Source organism: Streptomyces sp. 4N509B (genome assembly GCF_052245655.1).
Classification (GTDB): Bacteria; Actinomycetota; Actinomycetes; order Streptomycetales; family Streptomycetaceae; genus Streptomyces.
Window position 1 is genome coordinate 181216 of record NZ_JBQQBZ010000008.1, and the last position, 19926, is coordinate 201141.

The following is a 19926-nucleotide window of genomic DNA, read 5'->3' on the forward strand; positions in this document are numbered from 1 at the left end:
CGGCCGTCGTCAGACCGGACGGCGAGCACCGACGGCACGGACGGCAAGGACGGCACGGACGACACGGACGACGAAGGGAAAGGACAACGCGATGGGACCACTGGCCGGGCTCTACCGCGGACTGGGAGTCGTCGAGCCCGCACCCGACGATCTCGCGCGCGCCGAGAGCTTCCTCGACGGACTGATCCAGGCACCGCCGTTCGCCCCCGCCGACCTGGACGCCCTGGAGCGCGAGCTGCGCGAGGCGACCCCCACGGTCACCGACCTCGGCGCGGACGAGATCCGGGTGGTCGCCTCGGCCGCCGCCCGGCACCTGGCCGCCCTGGTCAACCAGGAGGGCGTCTGGCTGGCGCCCTTCGCCCAGGTGCCGTTCTGTCACCTCGCCACGGGCGCGCGCCTCGCCGAGCTGAGCCACGAGCACCGGTACGCGCCAGGCCGGCAGGACCGCTTCGGGAGCCTGACCGAGGGGCTGCTGCGCACGCTGGGGCAGCCGGCCGGTGACGTGGGCAGCAGGGCCTACGTGCGGTCCCTGCGCCTGTCCGAGACGGCGTACCTGCTGCCCGACGTCCTGCTCACGCTCGCCAACGCCCCCTGCCGCTACGCCCCCGAGCTGCTGGCCGCCGTCGAGCCGACCCTGACCGGCAGGCTGTTCGACCTGCCGGAGTGGGTCGCCGCCTGCGTCCGCGCGGTGGTCGACGACACCGAGGGCGTCGAGTGGCCCGTGCCGGCGTGGCGCGAGCCGGCCGAGTTCGCGCCCGACGTCGACGCGGCGCTGCGCGAGTTCGCCGAGTCGGGCCTCGCCCCGGAGGGAGCCCAGCGCTTCGAGGCGTTCTCGCGGCTGCTGGGCGACGCGATCCGGCTGCACCGGGCCGAGCTGGAGCGGGCCTGCCTCAACGCGCTGCGCGCCCCCGAGCTCGGCATGAGGGACCTCGTGGAGCGCAAGACGCCCTCGGCCCGTCACGCGCACGGCACGGCCGCGCTGGACGGCACGCCGCTGGACGACCACTTCGACCGGTCGCCGGAGGGCAGCCAGGACCTGTTGGACGCGCTCGCCGCGTCGGAGTGGATCAGGGCCGGCGCCCCCGACGACAGCCCGTTCCTCACCTCCCTCACCCCGATCCACGCCCCGATGGGCAAGATCTTCAGCGCCGAGGACATCGCCGTCATCCGCCGCTGGATCACCTGGCTGGCGAGGCCCGAACACGTGCCGGTGGTTCCCGGGATCCCCGTGTCCGCGCCCGTGCCCGCGCCCGGCTCCGGCCGGGACACGAGCGAGCCGGTCCCCACCGAGTACGACGGCCCGCTCACGCGCGAGCTCTTCCACGACCTGGTCGCCGGCCACGACCGGGCCGACGCCGTCCGCAGGGCGGGAGCCTTCGTCGCCTACTGGCTGGACGCGGCGCAGCGGATGGAGAAGCCCGTGTTCACCTGGGAGCTCCCGGAGCGCTACGACCCCGAGGAGTTCCCCGACTGGATGCACCAGACCTACCAGGCCATGGCCTCGGCGCCGGTCGCCCCGGTGACCGACAGCGGGCGGGCCCACCGCGACCGCACCTACCACGGGGCGGCGGACAACCTCGTCGACGGCGCCTGGCTCCAGGGCCTGGCGCGCCGCGTCACGCTCTCCGACAGCGAGCGGCTGCTCTACGACATCTACTGGGACGAGATCGGCAACGGCAAGCCGGGACGCAGTCACGGCGTCCTGTACGAGGAGCTCCTCCTCGGGCTCGGCCACCGCCTCCCGAAGTTCTGGACCAGGCAGTTCATCGACGACGTCGACTTCCTCGACGAGGGCTTCTACGCTCCGGTGTTCCGGCTGGCCGTCTCCGAGTTCCCGGTGAGCAGGTTCCCCGAGATCGTCGGCGCGAACATGGTCTGCGAGTTCCACGGCCTGGGCACCGCCGGCATCTCGAAGGTCAACGACCTGAGCGAGCTCGGCTACGACACGGGCTTCACCCGGCTGCACATCGCCGACGACAACGTCGAGATGGGGCACTCGGCCAAGTCGCGCGACGCCGTCGTGTTCCTGATGGCCGAGGCGGCACGGCTGGGCGTCACCGACCTCGTGTGGGAGCGGGTACGCCGCGGTGCCACCGCGATGCGGATGGCCTACGTCGTCCTGATGCAGGGCCGCCTCAGGATCCCGCCGACGCAGGTGCCGGCCCACCTGCTCAACACCGCCGCCCGGTGAGCCCCCTGCCGACTACTACGGTGATCTCCATGTCAACCGATACCGCAACCACGATCCGGGACCTCCTGACGAGGGAGTTCCCGGGGATCCACGTCACGTCGGTCCACCCGCTCGACAAGGGCTACACGAGCAAGCAGTGGGTGGCGACCACCGACGAGGGCCGGCTGCTGGTCAAGGTGCCGCAGCGCGACCCGCGCCCCGACCACCTGCGGCGGCTCGTCGCCAGCGCCCAGGTGGCGGCCGAGCATGGCGTCCCCGTGGTGCGGTACCGGCGGCTGGTGCCGCACGAGCCCGCGCTGAACGGTCCGGTCCTCATCCAGGAGTACCAGGAGGGCGACGCGGCGGGCGAGGTGTGGGAGTCCCTGACCGAGGACCAGCGGCTCGCGCTGATGCGCGACCTCGGCGGGATCGTCGGCCGGCTGCACACCGTCGTGGGCCCTCACTTCGGCGGCGTTCTCGGCGGCGGCCGGGCGGCGTCACTGCGGGAGTCGGTGGAGGCCGAGGTGGCGGCGCTGCTGCCGCTGGCGCAGCCCGAGCTGATCGGCGACGCCGACACGCTGCGGTCCGCGATCGCCGCCGCCGTGGCGCGGCTGGCGGACGAGGCGAACGCGCCGACCCTCACCCACGGCGACCTGTGGCTGCCGAACCTCCTGGTGCGCGACGGTCGCGTCACCTGCGTCCTGGACTTCGAGCACGCCACCTACGCGGAGAGGTTCCGCGACTTCGGCAAGCTCGACGAGCACATCTTCGACGCCTTCCCGGCCGGCCGCGGGGTCTTCCTCGACGCCTACGCCGCAGCCTGCCCGCTGCCGGACGACTGGGAGCGGCGCGTCGACCTCGGGCACGTGCTGCACGCGCTGACCATGCACGTCTACTTCTCGCGCTGGGCACCGCAGTGGGCGCCGCAGTACGCCGAGCAGGTCAGGAAGTGGCTCGCACGGGACGCCTGAGCACGACCACCAGCACCACCAACTCCAGCACGGCCACCAGGACGACCATCAGCACGGCCACCAGCCAGGTGGCAACCGGCGGACCGGACGGCGGGATGACTCCATGCACATCGACTCCGCGCGTGCGCTCGTGGTGCGCATGCCGTTAGAGATCCCCTGGAAGACGTCCTTCGGGGCGCAGCCCGACATCGACACGGTGGTCGTCCGGCTCACCAGCGGCGAGGCGGCCGGGTGGGGCGAGGCCGCCCCGGGCACCTGGCCGCTGTTCTGCGGGGAGTGGGGACGGGCGACGTTCACGTTGGTGCGTGACTACCTGTTGCCCCGGCTGGTGGGGGCGACCGTCGACGACGTCGACCAGCTCACCGGACGGTTCGCGGAGGTCCGCGGGAACACCTTCGCCAGGGCGGCCGTCGAGACCGCCTGGTGGGCGCTGCGCGGCGCCGTCGACGGCCGACCGCTCAGCCACTACGCCGGAGGCACCCGCTCGACGGTGCCGGCGGGCGCCGACTTCGACATCCACGCCGACACGGACGAACTGCTCGGGAAGATCGCGGGGGCACTCGACTCCGGCTGCCCGCGGATCAAGCTCAAGATGGGCCGGCAAACGAGCCTCGACCAGCTGTGGCGGGTGCGCCGCGCGTTCCCCGACGCGACGCTGCACGTCGACTGCAACGCGACGTTCACCCGCGACGACATCGACCACCTGGCGCGGCTCGACCCGCTCGGGCTGGCCATGATCGAGCAGCCCCTGGGCGAGGACGACTTCCTCGGCCACGCGGAGCTCCAGCGGCGACTGGACACGCCGGTGTGCCTCGACGAGTCGATCCGCTCCCGGCACCACCTCGAACTCGCGCTGGACCTCGGCAGTTGCGGGTTCGTCAACGTCAAGCCGGGGCGGGTGGGCGGCCTGCGGGCCGCGGCCGAGATCGGGGAGCTGGCGGCGCGGGCCGGCCTCGGCGCGGTCGTCGGGAACATGCTCGAGAGCCCGGTCGGCACGCACGTCTGCCTCGCGCTCGCCTCCTGCCCGTGGGCGACGTACCCGGCGGACCTCTTCCCCGCCGAGCGGTTCTTCGCCAGGCCGCTCGCGTCCCACGACATCGCCTCCCCGCCCGGCCGACCGTGGGAGTTCGCCGTTCCGACCACCCCGGGGAATCCCGCCGTACCGTTCGACGACGTGCTGTCGGCGTGGCTGCTCGCCGACAGCGGAGAGGTGACGACGTGAGTGCCACCGACAGCGACACGCGGCTGACGACCAGCTTCGTCGACCAGTGCCGGCAGGCGACGGCGGCAGGCTGGGAGGCGTACGAGCGCCACCCCTGGCTGACCGACCTCGAACAGGGACGGATGACCGTCGAGCGGTTCCTGGCCTTCCAGGTCGACGACGCCCCGTTCATCCCCTACATCCACCGCACGCTCGCGCTCGGGCTGGCGAAGGCGCCCACCGGGTCCGCCTGGTCGATGACGGCGGCGAACCTGCTCTCCGACTACTTCGTCGCCACGGAGACGGACTTCAAGCGGAAGCTGGTGGAGAGCCTGGGATGGGACGCGGTCCGCTTCGACGAGGGGGCCCTGACGCCGGCGCGGGAGGCGTACGCCAACCACCTGCTGACGACGGGCCTCGCCGGCGGCATCGGGGAGATCGCCGCCGCGCTCTACCCGTGCGCGATGTTCACCTCGGTCGTCGGTGAACGGTTCAGGGGCGTCCACATCAGCGGCCCGGAGGCCTTCGGCGCCTGGGCCCGGTACTACGCGAACAAGGCGGGCAGCGAGATGGCCGAGGCCCACGCCGCCCTGATGAACGCGTGCGCGACCACCGCCGAGGAGCGCCAGCGGATGCTGTTCGCCTACGCGCGGAGCCTGCAACACCAGATCCGCGTCTTCGACGCCGCGTACGAGGGCCATCCCGGCTGGCCGAGGACCGGCTGGGCCACCGTGGACCCGGCCCGTGTCACCCCCGCCGGCCCCGAACCCGAACCCGAACCCGCCCCCGCTTCCGTTGAAGGGAACATGCCGTGACCGCCAGAGAAGCCACCCGCGTGGACGCCCTCCCGGTGCGGGGCGGGGCCGAGGACCGGCCGATGCTCGGCGAGACGCCCCTGCTGATCACCGGCGTCGCCGGGCGGTGGCCATGCTGCACGGACTGGGACCTGGCCTCCCTCGCGCGGCGGCTCGGCGACCTCGACGTCGCCCCGTTCGTCACGGGGGAGGCGTCGGGCCACACCGTCCTCAAACAGGTCAACGCCACCGTGCCGATGACGTTCGGCGACGCGCTCGCGCACCTCTTCGGCGTGCGGCGGCTGCTGGACGGCTCCCTCTACCTCCGCGTCAGGGCCACCGAGCCCGGTTTCGACGAGCTGGCGAAGGACTTCGAGATCCCGGACGTCGGCGCCGCCTACGAGCCGACGGCGACCGGCGTCTGGTTCAGCCAGGCCGGGAACGTGACGCCGGGCCACCACGACTGGTGGCACAGCTTCCTGATCCAGGTGCGGGGCTCGAAGCGCTACACGCTGGTCCATCCGCTGGACACCGCGAACCTCCAGGCGTCGTGGCGGGACGGCGAGCGCTACGACCTGTCCCCGGGGCCGGGCTTCAGCCTCGCGGCCATGCCCGACTGGCCGGGCGAGGTCCGCTACGAGGGAGTCCTGTCCGCCGGCGAGATCCTGTACATCCCCCCGTTCTGGGCGCACGAGGTCGAGACCCTGACCGACGGCAACATCTCCATACCGATGCGCTTCGCGACCACCCAGTCGGTCTCCTCCGACCTTCACCAGCTCAGTCAGAACGGCGGCCTTCGGGACGTCACCAACACCCCGACCCGCGACGTCGACGCGATCGTCGACATCCTGCTGCGCAACCGACGGGACTTCCTCGCCCGCGAGGCGGCCTTCGTCCGGGCCCTCGCGGCGGCACGGGGCGTCGACATCACCCTCGACGCCGACCTGCCACAGGCGGCCCCGCGACCGGGCGTGGGTGAGGCCCGATGACGACGCTGGCCATCCGCGGCGGCACCGTGCTCACCGCCTCCGGAGCCCACGCCGTGGACCTGGTCGTCCGGGACGACCTCGTCGACGCCTGGTGCGCCCCCGGGACGGCGCCCGACACCGACGAGGTCATCGACGCCACGGGCCTGCACGTGGCGCCGGGCTTCGTCGACGTGCACACGCACCTGGAGACCGTGGTCGCCGGGGTGTCGACCGCGGACGACTTCGCCTCCGGCACCCGGGCTGCGGCGTACGGCGGCACCACCACGGTCGTCGACTTCGTCCGCCAGGGACCGGGCGAGGACCTGCTGGAACGGCTCGGCGACGCGGGCGAGCGGGCGCGGGGACGCTGCGCGACCGACTACGGGTTCCACCAGATCGTGGGCGACGTCCGCGACACCTCGCTGGCGCAGTTCCCGCGACTGGTGGCGGACGGCGTGCCGAGCGTCAAGCTCTTCATGGCGTTCCCCGGCGACCTCTACAGCGACGACACCCAGCTGCTGCGCGCGATGCGGCGCGCCGCCGAACTGGGCATCACGGTGATGGTCCACGCCGAGAACGGCCTGGCCATGGAGTTCCTGCGGGAACGGGCCAGGGAGCGCGGCGACGTCTCCCTGCCCTGGCACGCCAGGACGGCGCCCCCGGCCATCGAGGGCGAGGCCACCCGTCGCGCGATCCTCCTCGCCGAGCTCGCGGGCATGCCCACGCTCTACTTCGTCCACGTCTCCGCCGCCGAGGCGCTGGACGCGATCGCCGACGCGCGCCGACGGGGGCTCCCGGTCTTCGCCGAGACCTGCCCCCACTACCTGTACCTCGACGTCGCGGAGCTCGACCGACCCTGGGAGGAGGGCGCCAACTTCGTGTGCGCGCCACCCGTGCGGACCCGGGAGCACCGCGACCGGCTGTGGTGGGCGCTCGCCGCCAACGACCTGTCCGTCGTCTCCTCCGACCACTGCCCGTTCTGCCGCTCCACCCTGTTCCCGCCCGAGCGGCGGGACTTCTCCAGGCTGCCCGGCGGCATCGCGGGCATCGAGTACCGCGTGCCCCTGCTCTACGACGCCGCGCTCCGAGGACGGCTGCCGTTGGCCCGCTTCGTCGACGTGACCGCGACGTCCTCGGCGCGCCTGTTCGGCCTGCACCCCGAGAAGGGATCGCTCGTGCCGGGCTCACACGCCGACATCACCCTCCTCGACCCGCGAGGCGTGACCCGCACCGGCGCGTCGGACCACCACATGAACGTCGACCACTCGGTGTTCGAGGGCCTCGGCCTGCGCGGCAGCGTGCACGCCGTCCTGCTGCGCGGGCAGCGGCTCGTCCAGGAGGGTCGGTGGGTGGGACCGACGGACCACGGCCGCTTCGTTCCCCGGCGGCTTGGCACCGACCTGTACGACCGGCGTTCGGTGCCGGGCGGCGCCGACTCCGACGCCGATGCTGCCGTCGGCGTCGACGTCGACGTCGAGGCCGACGGCTCGGCGGTCATGCGCGTGGACCCGGCGTGATCTCGCCCCCGCGCCTGGTGGCGCTCGACATCGACGGCACGCTGCCCGCGTGGACCGAGGGCGAGGAACCGAGGCCCGAACCGGCCGGCAGCAGGATCCTCAAGGCCCTGCGGGCCGCGCTCGACGCCGGCGCCCACGTCGTGCTCTGCTCCGGCCGTCCGCCGGAGGGAATGACCCGGGTGGCGGACCGTCTGAACCTGTACGGCCAGAACGGCGAGCGGCTGTGGCTGGTGGCCTGCAACGGCGCGGTGCTGTGCCGTTACGCGCCGCTGGAGGTCGTGCGCCGGGAGTCCTTCGACGCGGCGCCGGCGGTGCGCGCGTTCCTCGCCCGGTGCCCCACGGCCCTGGTCGCGGTCGAGGAGCAGGGCGTCGGCTACCGGCTCACCGCGCCGTTCCCCGCCGGCGAGCTGCCCGGCCGGCTGATCGTCACCGGTCTCGACGACCTCCTCGCCCGCCCGGCCAGCCGGGTGATCGTGCGCGACCCCACGGCGACCTCCGAGGACTTCGCCCGGCTGGCGGGCGAACTCGACCTGGCGGGCGCGGAACACGTCGTCGGCTGGTCGGCCTGGCTGGACCTCACGCCCGTCAACGTCTCCAAGGCGTCGGGCCTGCGGCACGTCTGCACGGAACTCGGCCTGAGCACCTCGGACGTGCTCGCCATCGGCGACGGACACAACGACGTCGGGATGCTGCGCCTCGCGGGGCGGGGCGTCGCGGTGGCCGAGGCCCCACAGAGCGTCCGCGACGCCGCCGACGCCGTCACCGCGGCGGCGGAGGACGACGGCGTGGCACTCGAACTGGAGCGGTGGTTCGGGTGACCGGGGTGGTCGGGGTGGGCGGCGCGAGGTAACGGGCCAGTCGGCCAGTCAGTCAGTCGGCCAGTCAGTCGAGGAGGCACGAGAGACGGTGCGTCGCGTGGCACGGGCAGCGACCGACGACGGCACGGGACGCGGGGCCCGGCGGACCTGGCCGTTGTCGACGGCCGTGGCGGTCGACGCGGTCGGCACGGGCATGTACCTCCCGCTGTCCCTGCTGTACTTCCTCAAGGTCACCGACCTGAGCCTGGCGACGATCGGCGTGCTCATCAGCGTGGCCACCGTGCTCACCCTGCCGGTGCCGCTCGTCGTCGGCCGGCTGGTCGACCGGCTCGGGCCACGGCCGGTGGTCGCCTGCGGCCAGGCGTTACAGGGCCTCGGCTTCCTCCTCTACCTGACGGTTTCCGGGGCGGCTTCGCTGATGGTCGCCGTCCTGGTGACGAGGATCGGCCTGCGGGTCTACTGGTCGTCGGTCTTCACACTCATCGCCGACCAGGCGGACGCCCATGCGGCGGACGCCGAGGACGCGAACACCGAGGGCCCGAACATTGAGGGAACGGACGCGAAGGACCACTGGTTCGCACGCACCGCGATGATCCGGGAGGCGGGCAGCAGCAGCGGAGCCCTGCTCGCGGGCGCGATGCTCACGGTCGGCTCCACACGCGTCTACGACGGGCTCATCCTCGGCAGCGCACTGGCGTTCCTCGCCGCCGCGCTGGTGGTGACCCTCGCGGTCCCGCCCACCCCCCACACCGCGCCACCTCCCAAGGGCCGCTCCGGCCACCGGGCGCTGCTGCGGGACCGGCCCTACCTCGCACTGATCGGAACCTGCGCGATCTTCGCCCTGTGCAGCACGTTCCTCGTCCTCTCGCTGCCCGTCTACGTCGTCCAGGGCCTGTCGGGGCCGGACTGGGCGCCCGGCCCCCTGCTGGCCCTGAACACACTGGTGCTGGCCACCTGCACGAGCGCCGTCACCCGCTTCGTCTCCCGCCGCTGCTCCCGCCCCCGCGCCATGGCGTGGGCCGGTGGCCTGTGGGTGCTGTGGTGCACCGCCGCGGCGTCGGCCGTCCTGGTGCCGTCCGCGGCGCTGGTGCCGTACCTCGCGGTGGTGGTCGTCTGCTACAGCGTCGCGGAGATGACCTACGGTCCCGCGTCGAACGCGCTCGCCGCGGCGGCGGCACCGGCCGGCTCACGGGGCACCTACCTGGCCGCGTTCCAGTACTCCTTCGCCTGTTCGAGCATCATCGGGCCCGGCCTGTTCGGCCTGCTCTTCAGCCACCACCGCCTGCTGCCCTGGCTGGCCGTGGGCACCCTCGCGGCGCTCGGCGCGGTGCTGATGCTGCGCCTGGAACGCCGGCTGCCGCGGTAGCCGCGAACGCCGCGGCGCGCGGGCGGCACCCGCGGCCGGATCCGGAGTGGGAGGTGTTGATCGCCAGGGGGCGGTCGCCGCGGTCGCCGCGGTCGCGGCGGCCGTGCTGTGCCGGACGGCCCGCGACGCGCTGGACCACGGCCAGCCCGTGCCGGAGGACCGCGCGCTGTGCCTGTGCAACCCCCTGCACGAACGCGCCGCCGGGACCCACCAGACGACGCTGGAGGTCTGGTCGTGGAGGCTCGTCTTCCTTTCCGGGCCGTCGAAGCTCCTGCCTCCCGCCCTGCTGGCGCGGGCCAACCAGGTGGTGCCGGCAGACGTGCTGAGTGACGCGTTGTGGGGGGATCGCCCCAGGAGCGGAGCCGGCAGCGGCTACATCTCCACGTGCACCGGCTGCGGTCCGTCATGGGCGACGGGGATCGGCTGCGTTCCGAGGCGAACGGGTACCGGCTGCGGGTGGTGCAGAGGGAGTTGGACGCGGAGCGTTTCGAGACGTCGGTCGCGGAGGGGACGGAGGTCGGGGGCCGAGATCCGCGGCGTGCGGCCGGGGTGTTGCGTGAGGCGTTGGCCCTGCGGCGGGGGGCGCCGTTCGCGGATCTCGACGTTCCGCCGCTGACGGGGTGGGCACACGAGCTGGCCGAGCGTCGGCTTGTCGCGTGTGAGGCGCTGTACGGGGCGGAGGTGGCGTGCGGGCGGAGTGATGCGGTGACGGGGAAGCTGGCCGCGCTGGTGCGGGAACATCCGTTACGGGAGCGGTTGCACGGGCTGTTGATGACCGCGCTGCACCGGTGGGGCGGCAGGGGGAGGCGTTGGCGGCGTACCGGGCGGCGCGGGAGGTGCTGGTGGCGGAGTTGGGGTTGGAGCCGTGGCCCGAGCTGCGCGATCTGGCGGCCCGCGACCCCGCACGCGCCCTGGTGCTCTGCGACGAGGCGGTGACCGTGTCCGCCGAGGCCGGCCACCGCAAGGCGCTGGCCGACTCACACGCCAACGCCGCCACGGTCCTCGCCGGACTCGACGAGTACGAGGCGGCGCGCGAACGCCTGCGCCAGGCACTCGACCACTACGAGGCGCTCGACCTTCCCCCAGGCGGCCGAGACACGGCGCCGGCTCGCCGGCGACTGACCGCCGCGTCGACAACGACCCTCCCAGGACGGCCGTGCCCCGCCCCTCACCCCTCCACGGTGTGAGCGTTTCAGCGCACGGTCGTCTCCTGGAGGTGCGAGGGGAACCGGCGACCACCAGGCCGTTTCGTTCCGATCCCGGACCAAGGCAGGGCAGGTGGAGGCGTCCCGGGGGCGGATCGTGTCCGGCACGTACGGCGGGTCAGGTCCCGACGGCCGCCACCGCGAGGAGCCGGGCGAGTTCGGCGGGCTGGGTCAGCATGGGCCAGTGGCCCGAGCTGATGTCGGCGTACTCGACGTGTGTGGCCCGGGCGAGTTCGGGCACGTCGCCGGCGTCGATCCACTCCCTGGCCTGGGCGGGTGTGTACTCGGGGCACACGAGCACGACCGGCACCTCGAACCGGCGCGCGTCCGCCAGCCGCACCACGCCCTTGACCACGCCCGCGGGAACGGGGACCGCGGCCGCCTCGAACGCCCGCCTGGCCCTGGCGTCGAGGTCGACGGAGTCCGGTCCCTCGAACGGGCCCCAGCCCGGGAACGGCATCACGCCGTCCACCAGATCGAAGAAGTCGGCGTACGACTCCCCGTCCGCGGACGGGAAGCCGCCGACAAGGGCGAGGCGGGCAACGCGCTCCGGTCGGCGGTCAGCCGCCAGCCAGGCCAGGGTGCAGGCCGCGGAGTGCCCCACCACCAGGGGCTTGGCCGGCGCCGCGTCGACCGCCGCGAGGACGGCCGCCACCTGGTCGTCGAGCGTCGCGGAGGCGGAGCCGTCGCCCTGGCCCGGGAGCGTGAGCGGCACGGGTCGGTGGCCGAGCGCCCTGAGCTCCGACGCGACGTCGTCCCAGACGGACCCGGCGAGCCAGAGCCCGCCGATGAGCAGGATGTCCATGGCGTCACCCTAGGGCCGGTTCCGGACGATCGACCGCCGGAACACTCGGCCGGCCGTCCACGGCCGGCGAACTCGCCCGCAGGCTGGGCGTCACCGAGCGGGCCGCGCGCCGGTACGTCGGGATCCTCCGCGAGGCCGGCATCCCCGTCCTCGACCCGGGGACCTCACGGCGGCTACCGGCTCGGGCGCGGGACGAGGCTGCCGCCGGTCCACTTCACCCAGTCCGAGGCACTGGCGCTGCCGGTCCGGCGCGGCGAACGGGGGAAGAACCCGGCCGTCGCCCTGCGGGAAGGTGCTCGTCGAAGCGTTCCTGGCGGGTGGGGCCCGGGGCAGGACCCGGCCCGCCAGGAACGGGGACGGGTTCGTCAGGCGGTGGTGCCGGTGACCGAGGTTCCCGACCTGGTCACGTGGTAGGTCACGGTGGCGCCGCTCCAGAAGTGGAGGGTGAGCGTCACTCGTGCGCCGTCGTTCACCTCGTTGAAGAAGGTGGAGGTGAGGAGGGTGGTGTTGTCGGTGTAGTCCGGCCTGAAGGAGCTCCAGTACTCCTTGTAGGAGGTCCAGTTGGCCGGGCCGGCGTAGCTGCCGTCGGCGTACTTCGCCTCCATCGTCGCCAGCACGTCACCGTTGAACTGCGTGGGGATGGCGAAGGAGTCGGTCGTCCCGGTCGCGTTGGACACCACGGGGGTGTCGTTGGTCCTGACGAAGATCTTCCAGGGGAGGCCCTGGGAGAAGTTCGCCTGGATGGTCGCGTTGACCCCGTAGTCACGGTTGCCCACCAGCCGGGTGAGCGCGGCCGCCGTCACCGTGAGCTGGTCGCCGGAGACGGTGTAGTCGGTGCCCTGGATCAGCGGGGTGCCGTTGTGGCTGAGTCCCTGGAAGGTCGTGCCGTTCGGGTTCAGGGTGAGCGTCTGGTCCCCGATCGCGCCGGACTTCGGGACGAAGACCATGTCCAGGGAGGCGGTTCCCGAACGCTCGGTCCAGCTCGACTGGATCTGGGCGAACAGGTCGGGGTCATGCGGCTCGAAGGTCTGGCGGTCGATGTAGGAGTCCCAGTAGTTGAGGGTCAGGCCGTTGGCACGCGCCGCGTAGCCGATCGCCTCGAAGTACTTCAGCATCTCGCCCCGCTCCACGACGCCGGGCTTGGTGTAGTCGAGGCCGAGCAGGCCGATCTCGCCGATGATCACCGGAATGCCCCGGTCCACGAACGTGTCGTTCATCCCGGTGAACACGGCGTCGATGTCCCGCTGCACCTCCTCGTTGAAGCGGGTGAAGCCGGCGATGTTCACACTGAAGGGCCAGAAGCCGTAGAAGTGCACGCTGGCGATCAGCCGCGAGTCGTCCAGCGACTGCATCGTGGCCAGCAGCGAGTCCATCCGCTCCGGCGTCCCCGCGTCGCCCAGGGTCGGCATCAGGAGGAGACGGTTGGCGTTCTTACCGCCCGAGCCGCGCACGATGCTGTGGAAGGACCTGTTCAGCTCGTCCATCAGCTGAAGCTGCTCGGCGTCCGTGGCGCCGTCGAAGAAGGCCTCGTTGACGTTCTCCAGGACCAGCTTGTCCGACTTGTCCCTGAACCGCTCGGCGATCTGCTGCCAGGTCGCGTCGAAGCGGGCCCGCACGTTGTCGTGGTCGACCGCCAGGTCCTTGACCCACTGCCACGAGTCGTGATGTATGTCGATGATCACGTAGAACCCGTCGGCCAGCGCCCAGTCGACCACTTCCTCGACCCGGTCCAGGAGCTCCGGGGCGATCGTGTAGGGCGCCGAGGCCTGCTGCTGGTTGCTCCAGGTCACCGGGATGCGGATGCTGTTGAAGCCCCTGGTCCTGACGGAGTCGAGCAGGGCTTCGGAGATGGGGGGGTTGCCCCACGCCGTCTCGTTCGGGATGGCGTCCAGGGTGTTGCTCGGACCCCAGCCCGGCTGCATCGCCGCCACGGCGTCCATCGCGTTCCTGGGAACCGGGCGCGTCGCCGGTCGCTCGGCGACGCCGGTCGCGGCGGCGGCGTTCGTGGCGGCCACCGCTCCGGCACCACCGACGAGGATGCCGACGAGGGCGGCTATGAGGGGGATGAGTCGCCATCGGCTCGTCCCCGGTAGGGCATGGCGCATGGATACCTCCGGCTCGAAAGCGTCCGTGCCGTCTCGACACGGGGTAGGAACCGGGCTCGGCGCCGTCGGCCTGACCACGGCCGACGGCCCACGGCTCCCCGCCAGCCATCGACTCGTCGGGCGGGAGAGGTTCCACGGCGCGTGGAAACTTTCTAGCTATGAGCCCGACAGTTTCTCCGGGGAGAGTACTCATGCCCAGCGGGACGGGCAACGGGCGTGCATGAGCCAGGAGAAGCCGACCACCTGACGCCGTTCCTGGCGGACATCCCGATGAGGAGTTGGGCAGCATGCCGGTCTGTACTCGCCACCCCTGCCCCGGCGTTCGGGCACCGAGACGCCCAGCTCCTCCTCGGAGATCCCCGCCCCTCCTGGCCGCCGCTTCCCCTGCCACACGCCGACAGCGACGGAAGACCACCCACCGCGGCGGTGGCCACGGCGGTCGAGGTGGGGAAGCTTCTCCGGCCTGCATGAGGTCTGGTGTTCGACATGACGTCAGCGCCCCTTGTGGCCCGTGTGTTGCTGACAAGTGAGGTGGACGAAGGGGGAGACGACATGCGTGCGGAGTGGAGGTGAGGTGGGGTCAGCGGCTGCCCACCGCGGTGAAGGCCACGGAGAACGAGGCGGGGCCCGGGGAGAGGTGATACCCGGGTAGTGGCTCGGGGCCGCAGGACGCACTGCCGATGCCGTGCTGGGCGCGGTCGAGGTTGACCCAGACGGTGTCGCCCGGCACCAGGTCGGTGGTGTGCGTGGCGGCGTCGAGCTGGTTACTGGTCCAGCGGCGGGCGGTGAACCAGAGGGGGGCGGAGTGCGCCGTGAGGCGCAGGCCGGCGCCGTCGGCGTCGCGCAGTTCGGCCCACCGGGTGTCGGCGCGGGCGCCGTTCTCCTGAGGGCGGACGTAGGGCGTCTGCATGGCGTCGACGGTCATGGCGTAGCGGCCGAGGCGGGAGGCGGTGCGCGTGTCGGGGTAGGCCTCGCCGGGGCCGCCGCCGTACCAGGTGACGTGGTCGTATGACGCGGGCAGGCCCAGGAGGAGACCCAGACGCGGCAGCGGGCCGGGCCACTCGCCGTCGGGCGTGACGGTGAGCGTCAGCAGCAGTCGATCGTCACCGGCGGTCCAGCGGTACTCGGCAAGCATCCCCCTGTCGCTGGCGGCCGGTGCGGTGCGGACCCGTACGACCAGCTCCTTCTCGCCCACGACGACGGCGTCGACGCGGTGGCGGAGACGATGCAGTCCGAGCGCGCGCCAGCGCAGGCCCAGGCGGGCCTCGCCCAACCACGGACCACCCATGTCGTTGTCGGTCGGCGCCCGCCACAGGTCCAGACGCGGGCCCTGGGGCAGGCTGAGTCCGTCGAGTGAGCGCAGCTCACCGGTCCTGGCGTCAAAGATCCCCGGGCCCAGACGGAGCGTGTCCGCGTCTCCGTTCGGCGCGGCGAGCGCGCTGGGCGGTGCGGGAGGCGACCAGGGGACGGCGGGGAGCTGGGCCCAGGCCACCACGTGGCCACGGGGCGCCCAGGGGGTGTCGGAGGCGAGCACGGCCCGAATGGTCCACACTGTCTCGCCGCCGGGCTCGGCTGTGGGCGGGGCGGGCAGCGTGACGTCGGCGGAGGAGCCGGGGCCGAGGGGTGGCACGGTCAGCGACCCGGTGGCCACTTCCATGCCCTCCCTCGCGTAGGACCACTCGAACGCGAGGTGTGCGGTGTCGGCGAAGTCCTGTCTGTTGGTGATGGTGGCGGTGCCCGCGGTGCCGTCACCGGTGATCCGGACCGGTTCGATGACCTTCTTGTACTCGACCAGTCCGGGGGAGGGGGTGCGGTCGGGGAAGAGGAGGCCGTCGCAGACGAAGTTGCCGTCGTGGAGCTCCTCGCCGAAGTCGCCGCCGTAGCCGTAGTACGTGCGGCCGTCCTCGGTCTGTTGGGGCAGGCCGTGGTCGATCCACTCCCAGACGAAGCCGCCCTGGCAGCGCTCGTAGGTCTCGAACAGCCGCTGGTAGTCGGCCAGTCCGCCGGGACCGTTGCCCATGGCGTGGGCGTACTCCACGAGGAGCGAGGGCAGGGAGCGGCGGCGGGCGTCCAGCGCGGGGTCGTCGAGCGGCTGTTCCTCGCGCCGGCCGATGGCCTCCAGCTCCGCGTGGGGCGCGTACATCCGCGAGTAGAAGTCGCTGTCCACGTAGGTGGGGTCGTTCTCGTAGTGGAGGGCGCGGGAGGGGTCGCGCTCGCGGATCCAGGCGGCCATCGCGGACAGGCCGGCGCCGGCCCCGCACTCGTTGCCCAGGGACCAGACCACCACCGAGGGGTGGTTCTTGTCGCGCTCGACCATGCGCTGGGCGCGGTCCAGGAGGGCCGGAGTCCAGCGGTCGTCGGCGACGGGGTTGCCCCGCCAGTCGGGGAAGAAGCAGAAGCCGTGGGTCTCCAGGTCGCACTCGTCGACAACCCACAGGCCCAGTTCGTCGCACAGGTCCAGGAAGGCCGGGTGGGGTGGGTAGTGGCTGGTGCGCACGGCGTTGATGTTGTGCCGCTTCATCAGCAGGACGTCCCGGCGCATCGTCTCCACATCCAGCGCCCGGCCCGTCTCGGGGTGGAACTCGTGCCGGTTGACGCCCCGGAACAGCACCCGCCGCCCGTTGGCCTTGAACACCCCGTCCACCACGCCGACCGTCCGGAAGCCCAGCCGGAGGGGGATCCGCTCGCCGTCGGTGGCGAGTTCGGCCGCGTAGCGGCGCGGCGCCTCGGCGCTCCATGGTTCGACGGGAACGGACGCCTCCTCGCCGGTGGCCAGGTCCAGGCCGAGCTCCGGGACCGTGACCCGGCCGGGCACGTCGCAGTCGACCCGCAGGCTGCCCTGGCCGGTGGTGTGGTCGTAGCCGGCGTGGACGAAGAAGTCGGTCGGGGCGCCGGCGGGCCGGTGCAGCAGGGTCACGTCGCGGAAGATGCCCGGCAGCCACCACATGTCCTGGTCCTCCAGGTAGCTGGCGGCCGACCACTGGTGCACCCGCACGGCGAGCACGTTGTCGCGCGGGCGCAGCAGGCCGCCCACCGCGAACTCGTGGGGAAGCCGTGAGCCGGTGAACCAGCCCAGCTCCTGTCCGTTCAGCCACACCCGGGCGCAGGAGTCCACGCCCTCGAAGCGCAGCACGCTCTCGCCGCCGTCTGGCCAGGCCCTCGGCAGGTCGAACACCCGGCGGTGGTCACCCGTGGGGTTCTCCGTCGGCACCCGAGGGGGGTCGACCGGGAACGGGTAGGGAATGTTGGTGTAGGCGGGTGCGCCGTGGCCCTGGAGGACCCAGTGGCCCGGGACCGTCACCTCAGCCCATGCCGAGGTGTCCGTCTCGTTGTCGGCGAGGTCGGTGGAGGCGCTCTGGGCCGTACTCGACAGCCGGAACGCCCAGGTCCCGTTGAGTGACAGCCTGGCGGCGTCCGAGCCGGCGTACCAGGCGCGAGCGGGCAGACAACCGCTGCCTGGTGCGCGGTCCTCGTAGTAGGGAGACGGGGAGGCGGCTGAGCCGTCCACCGGCCGGGTGTCCATGTGTCGTCTCCTCGGAGGAGTTCGGGTCGGCATCTGTCGCTGGCCGGGCGGATCGGCACCAGGCGGTCAGAGGGTCACGAGCTGCTCGAAGAGGAACTCGTGCTTCAGGAACGACACGTCGTACTCGTGTCCTGGATAGGGCGGGATGAGCTGCGAGGCCTGGATCAGTCGCCAGCCGTCGCGCAGCGCGTCCAGGCCGGTCGCGTAGGGAGGATCCTCGCTGTCACCCGTGGTCCGGGCCGTGCGGCCGGTCCCGTCGTAACGCGCCCAGCCGATGACCTCGGAGTCCAGCGCCGACGTGGCGAGGTACAGGACGAGGACCTGCTGGCGGACGGCCGGGGCGGCCTGGGCGGGAGGTGTGGTGCTCATGCGGAAGCCTCCTGCGGCCGGTTCGAGACACGGGTGACCCAGTGCTCGATGTCGAACTGCTCGTCGCCGGTCAGTGCCCGCCACAGCAGGATGCGGTTGTACTGCTCCAGGCGGGCCGTGGCGTGCTCGTACCACGGAAAGTGCGCGGTCAGTTCCGACACCACCCGCGGGTCGGCCAGGTCCGAGGTGTCCCACAACCGTCGTTGACGCACGGTCGGGTTGAAGCGGATCTTGAACATGTAGCGCTTGGTGTCGCTGTCGTTGCGCCGGCCTCCGTGCCACAGGCCGTGGTGTAGAAACACCACGGTGCCCGCCGGGCACACGAGTCGGTCCTGTCCCTTGAGGTTCTGGTAGCGGCCGGTGTCGCTCTCGTTGGTGCGCCGCAGGTGGCTGCCGGGGACACTGAGCGTGCCGCCCATCTCCAGCGTCACCTCGGCCGGGTAGTACATCAGCTGAACGTCGAAGGCGTCCGATCGCACGTCGATGATCGCGTCCGCGTGCAACGGCTGGGCCCGACCCTCGTGCGGCTGCCGGACGTGCACCGCGTGGTGGTCGACGTTCGGACGCGGCCCCACGAGACTGTGCAGCGCGCCCGCCACCTGCGGAACCTCTGTGAGGCGGCGCACGAACGACCCTTCGGGGTAGGCCTCGTCCAGGGGTGTGCCGTACGGCGCCGGCGGGATGTCGGACGCCAGGACCGTCATCGCCTCGTCGTTCATCTCGGCCGGCACCACGGCGTCCATGCGGAGTGATCCATGTGAGACGAAATGGGCCATTTGAACTGAGTTGAGCAGGTTACCTCTGATGGTCGGTGTCGTCATGGGGATCACCGTAGGGAGTGGCTGTCGTCCGCGCGTGGGTCGGGCTCACCATTCGTGGTAAATATTCATCATGTTCGAGACGGAGGTCTGTCTGGACGAGCCGCCCGTCGTGACGATGGTCGGCCGCGCGGTGCACGGCACCACGGGGCTCACCGACCTGTTCCGGCTGCCCGATCTGTGGCAGCTGCACCTGTACCGGTACGAGGCCGACCTCACCCTGAACGGAGCGCCGCACGCGATTCGCCCGGGCCGAGTCAGCCTGATACCGCCCAACACGACCTGCCACTACCGCTACCAGGGCCCCTCGGAGCATCTGTACGCCCACCTTCGCCTGCCCGCCACCGGCGAGCCCCGCACGGTCCCCGTGATGCAGGACGCCGGCCCGGAACTCCCCGCGCTCTCCGCGCTGATGGGCCAGGCCGTCGCGGCGTGGGCGAGCACCCGGGTCCGCGCCACGGCGGAGATCTGGGCAGCACTGTGGCGCGTCTGCCAGTTGGGCCCGCCCGGCCGGCAGGGCGGCCGTGCCGGCCCTCATCCGGCCCTGGACGCCGCGATCGCGCACATCGAGTCGCGGCTGGCGGAGCCGCTCACCATTCCGGACGTCGCCCGGGCCGCGGGGGTCTCCCACAACCACCTCACCCGACTGTTCCGCGCGGCCACCGGGGACACGGTCGTTGCCTACATCCGGCAGCGACGCCTCGAACGGGCCCGCCACCTGCTGCGCGAGTCCACCCTCTCCATCGCCGCGATCGCCGCTCAGGTCGGCATCCCCGACCTGCAGGCGTTCAACAAGTCCTGCCGCCGGGAGCTGGGGGCCTCACCCCGAGCGGTCCGTGCGGCATCCCAACCACCCGACACCTCCGCACCCGCGAGGACCCGCGTCGACTGATCCCGCGAGAACCGGACCGGCACGACTCTGGGCCGTCGTGGGGCCCGTCGGCGACATCGGGAGGGATCTCGTCGCCGGCCCGCCGGAGCACGACGGCTCCGGCGGGGCCAGGCACTTTCGCTGGGATCGTCGTGCGGACCAGATGACGATGCCCGCGATGCGGATTCCGGTGAGATAGATGATGGAGAGACGGTGTGGCGGCCGCCGCACCGGCCGTCTTCGCGGGTGTGGAGGCGTCTCCTATGCTGGCCCCGTGGAGCGGGGAAAGCTGATCGCGGACCGTTACGAGCTGATCAGCCGTCTGGGCCGGGGTGGCATGGGCGAGGTGTGGGCCGCGCGGGATCGCGAGCTCCGCCGTGAGGTCGCGCTCAAGCTGCTGGATCTCGACGGGATCGCCCAGACCG

Annotated in this window: 15 protein-coding genes and 2 pseudogenes; 11 read left to right on the forward strand and 6 right to left on the reverse strand. The window is 72.2% G+C overall.

Features of this window, described 5'->3' with window-relative positions; translation table 11 throughout:
• Window positions 1-91 precede the first annotated feature (91 nt).
• Together ACTWP5_RS11450 and ACTWP5_RS11455 are read left to right on the forward strand one after the other, a co-directional pair.
• Window positions 92-2191 carry an iron-containing redox enzyme family protein gene (locus ACTWP5_RS11450; RefSeq protein WP_443220738.1) on the forward strand — a complete coding sequence of 700 codons (2100 nt, stop codon included), beginning with the start codon at window positions 92-94 and terminating at the stop codon, window positions 2189-2191.
• A gap of 29 nt (window positions 2192-2220) precedes the next feature.
• Complete coding sequence (locus tag ACTWP5_RS11455; RefSeq protein ID WP_443220739.1) at window positions 2221-3141, forward strand: phosphotransferase family protein; 921 nt, start codon at window positions 2221-2223, stop codon at window positions 3139-3141.
• Here the strand turns inward: ACTWP5_RS11455 and ACTWP5_RS11460 are convergent.
• Window positions 3113-3250 carry a hypothetical protein gene (locus ACTWP5_RS11460; protein ID WP_443220740.1) on the reverse strand — a complete coding sequence of 46 codons (138 nt, stop codon included), beginning with the start codon at window positions 3248-3250 and terminating at the stop codon, window positions 3113-3115. The genes ACTWP5_RS11455 and ACTWP5_RS11460 overlap by 29 nt on opposite strands.
• On the opposite strand from ACTWP5_RS11460, the gene menC reads away from it, so the two are divergent.
• The 7 genes and pseudogenes from menC to ACTWP5_RS11495 all read left to right on the forward strand — a co-directional run bounded on the left by menC (window position 3245) and on the right by ACTWP5_RS11495 (window position 10992).
• Complete coding sequence (gene menC, locus ACTWP5_RS11465; RefSeq protein WP_443220741.1) at window positions 3245-4363, forward strand: o-succinylbenzoate synthase; 1119 nt, start codon at window positions 3245-3247, stop codon at window positions 4361-4363. The two genes, ACTWP5_RS11460 and menC, sit on opposite strands and share 6 nt — an antisense overlap.
• Entirely contained in the window at window positions 4360-5157 is a 798-nt protein-coding gene (locus tag ACTWP5_RS11470; RefSeq protein ID WP_443220742.1) for a TenA family protein, read from the forward strand. The genes menC and ACTWP5_RS11470 overlap by 4 nt, the downstream gene beginning before the upstream one ends.
• Complete coding sequence (locus ACTWP5_RS11475; RefSeq protein ID WP_443220743.1) at window positions 5154-6125, forward strand: cupin-like domain-containing protein; 972 nt, start codon at window positions 5154-5156, stop codon at window positions 6123-6125. Before ACTWP5_RS11470 ends, ACTWP5_RS11475 begins: the two co-directional genes overlap by 4 nt.
• Window positions 6122-7621, forward strand: coding sequence for a dihydropyrimidinase (gene hydA, locus ACTWP5_RS11480; protein ID WP_443220744.1), 1500 nt, complete (start codon window positions 6122-6124; stop codon window positions 7619-7621). Before ACTWP5_RS11475 ends, hydA begins: the two co-directional genes overlap by 4 nt.
• Entirely contained in the window at window positions 7618-8439 is an 822-nt protein-coding gene (locus ACTWP5_RS11485) for an HAD family hydrolase (RefSeq protein WP_443220745.1), read from the forward strand. Before hydA ends, ACTWP5_RS11485 begins: the two co-directional genes overlap by 4 nt.
• 97 nt (window positions 8440-8536) lie before the next feature.
• Entirely contained in the window at window positions 8537-9805 is a 1269-nt protein-coding gene (locus ACTWP5_RS11490; RefSeq protein WP_443220746.1) for an MFS transporter, read from the forward strand.
• Between the two features lie 405 nt (window positions 9806-10210).
• Window positions 10211-10992, forward strand: a pseudogene (locus ACTWP5_RS11495) (AfsR/SARP family transcriptional regulator).
• Between the two features lie 136 nt (window positions 10993-11128).
• Here ACTWP5_RS11495 and ACTWP5_RS11500 read toward each other — a convergent pair.
• Window positions 11129-11815, reverse strand: a complete 687-nt coding sequence (locus tag ACTWP5_RS11500; protein WP_443220747.1) for an alpha/beta fold hydrolase — start codon at window positions 11813-11815, stop codon at window positions 11129-11131.
• Between the two features lie 56 nt (window positions 11816-11871).
• Here ACTWP5_RS11500 and ACTWP5_RS11505 point away from each other — a divergent pair.
• Window positions 11872-12055 (forward strand): annotated as a pseudogene (locus ACTWP5_RS11505) (helix-turn-helix transcriptional regulator); the annotation flags it as partial.
• Window positions 12056-12180: 125 nt separating this feature from the next.
• Here the strand turns inward: ACTWP5_RS11505 and ACTWP5_RS11510 are convergent.
• The 4 genes from ACTWP5_RS11510 to ACTWP5_RS11525 all read right to left on the reverse strand — a co-directional run bounded on the left by ACTWP5_RS11510 (window position 12181) and on the right by ACTWP5_RS11525 (window position 18633).
• Window positions 12181-13920, reverse strand: a complete 1740-nt coding sequence (locus tag ACTWP5_RS11510; protein WP_443220748.1) for a cellulase family glycosylhydrolase — start codon at window positions 13918-13920, stop codon at window positions 12181-12183.
• A 580-nt stretch (window positions 13921-14500) separates the two neighbouring features.
• Window positions 14501-17443, reverse strand: a complete 2943-nt coding sequence (locus tag ACTWP5_RS11515) for a glycoside hydrolase family 2 TIM barrel-domain containing protein (protein WP_443220749.1) — start codon at window positions 17441-17443, stop codon at window positions 14501-14503.
• 66 nt (window positions 17444-17509) lie between these two features.
• Window positions 17510-17812 carry a hypothetical protein gene (locus tag ACTWP5_RS11520; protein WP_443220750.1) on the reverse strand — a complete coding sequence of 101 codons (303 nt, stop codon included), beginning with the start codon at window positions 17810-17812 and terminating at the stop codon, window positions 17510-17512.
• A complete protein-coding gene (locus ACTWP5_RS11525) occupies window positions 17809-18633 on the reverse strand; it encodes a phytanoyl-CoA dioxygenase family protein (protein ID WP_443220751.1) in 825 nt (274 codons plus the stop codon). The genes ACTWP5_RS11520 and ACTWP5_RS11525 overlap by 4 nt, the downstream gene beginning before the upstream one ends.
• Window positions 18634-18703: 70 nt before the next feature.
• Here ACTWP5_RS11525 and ACTWP5_RS11530 point away from each other — a divergent pair, with 70 nt between their 5' ends.
• Window positions 18704-19522 (forward strand): helix-turn-helix domain-containing protein, encoded by an 819-nt coding sequence (locus ACTWP5_RS11530; protein ID WP_443220752.1) that lies wholly within the window; start codon window positions 18704-18706, stop codon window positions 19520-19522.
• Window positions 19523-19926 lie beyond the last annotated feature (404 nt).